Genomic DNA, 1958 nt, shown 5'->3' on the forward strand with positions numbered 1-1958 from the left:
GGATGGGTGCCGTTGATGACCTCTCCGATTGTCGTGATGTCGGCGGCCTTGATCAGGCCGGACCCGATCGCGTGCTGCGCTTCCCCCAGCGTGATGGATTGCGCGACCTCGTCGGTAAAGACCGTGGCGCGGGCCAGAAGGGATGGCTCGACCTCTTGCTTGCCGATGGTGTCGGTGCCCATGCAGGCCAGATGCGTGCCGGGGCGCACGTGGGCATCCATAAGGGACGCGGCGGGCGACGAGGTGATGGTAATGATCACATCGGCCTCTGCGCCCAGCTCTTCAAGGCTGACGCCCTTGAACGGCAGGCCCAGTTCTTCCGCGACCTTGCCCAGCGTTGGCAGCATGTCGGGGTGGTAGTTCCACGCGACAACACGTTCGAACTTGCGGGTCTTGGCCGCAGCGCGCAGCTGGAACCCGGCCTGATGACCGGCCCCGACCATGCCCAGAACTTTCGAATCCTTGCGGGCCAGCCGGTCAATCGAAACCGCCGAAGCAGCGGCGGTGCGAAGCGCGGTCAACAGATTGCCGCCCACCATCGCCGTCGGTCGCCCGGTATCGGGGTCGAACAGGTAGACGGTCGACTGGTGGTTGGTGATTCCTCTGTCGGCATTTCCGGGAAAGTAGCCGCCCGCCTTGACCCCGAGATTGGACCCGGCGCGGTCAAGGCCGGATTTGAATCCGTATTGCCGGCCTTCGCCCAAAGCCTCGCGGATAACCGGGAAGTTATAGGCATCGCCCTTTGCCATTGATGCAAAGACGGCTTCGACCGCGGCAAAGGCCTGCTCAGCCGAGATAAGGCCCGCGATGGCGCGTTCCGGCACGATAATCATGAAGAAATCCTTAATATTTTTTCCGGTATCGTTGTATATCAATGACTTGCCGGGGCGTCCACGTGTGGGCGCCCCGCCGCATCAATAGGCTTTGCCGCGGGCCGAAACCGGCCAGAGGGCTTCAACCTTGCCATTGCGGACGCCCACATACCAGTCATGGACATTGCAGGTCGGATCGCAGTGTCCGGGCACCAGCTTCAGCTTGTCGCCGACTTTCAGCACTCCCTTGGGGTCCTCAACCACGCCATGTTCGTCCGAGCATTTGATGTATTTCACATCGTCGCGTCCATAAACGAACGGCAGCCCGCTATCGACAGACTGGGCTTTCAACCCGGCATCGACGATCGCCTTGTCCGCCTTTGTATGGCTCATGACCGAAGTCAGGATGAACAGCGCGTTTTCCCATTCGCCGTGGTCGATCCGTTTGCCGTCCTTGTCGAGGATGCGACCGTAATCGGCGTCCATGAAAGCATAGGACCCGCACTGAAGCTCGTTATAAACACCGGAGTTGCTTTCGAAGTAATAGCTCCCGGTGCCGCCGCCCGAAACCAGTTCCGGCTTCAGCCCGATCTTGGTCAGCGCATCGACCGCGTCCTTGACCTGAGCGATGGCGGCGTCAAGCTTGGCCTTGCGGTCCTCATATTTGTCCATGTGCTGCATCGCGCCCTGATAGGCCTGGATGCCGCTGAACTTCAGTCCCGGCGCGGCATCGATCGCCTTGGCGATCTCAACCACGGCTTCGGTCGAGTTGACTCCGCAACGTCCGGCGCCGCAATCGATCTCGATGAAGCATTCCAGCGTCGTGCCGTGCTTTTGCGCAGCGGCGGAAAGTTCCGCCACGTTCTTGATGTCGTCAACGCAGACGATGATCCGCGAGCCAAGTTTCGGCAGGCGGGCAAGGCGGTCGATCTTGGCCGGATCGCGGACCTGGTTCGAGACCAGCACATCCTTGATGCCGCCGCGCACGAAGACCTCGGCCTCGCTGACCTTCTGGCAGCATACGCCCACGGCACCACCCAGCCTTTCCTGCAGCTTCTGCACGTCGACCGATTTGTGCATCTTGCCGTGGCTGCGGTGGCGCATGCCATGCGCCTTGGCATAGTCGCCCATCTTCTTGATGTTGCG

At 61.2% G+C, this 1958-nt stretch carries 2 protein-coding genes; both read right to left on the bottom strand.

Going from position 1 to position 1958, the window contains the following annotated elements:
* On the bottom strand, window positions 1–833 hold an 833-nt coding region (locus WBB85_RS10850; RefSeq protein ID WP_432638633.1), incomplete at its 3' end, for an ornithine cyclodeaminase family protein.
* Window positions 834–914: 81 nt separating this feature from the next.
* Window positions 915–1958: 3-hydroxy-D-aspartate aldolase BhcC (bhcC, locus tag WBB85_RS10855; protein WP_432638634.1), on the bottom strand; the 1044-nt coding region annotated here is incomplete at its 5' end.

The sequence above is a fragment of the Albidovulum sp. genome, from assembly GCF_049646345.1.
Taxonomy (GTDB): Bacteria; Pseudomonadota; Alphaproteobacteria; order Rhodobacterales; family Rhodobacteraceae; genus Albidovulum.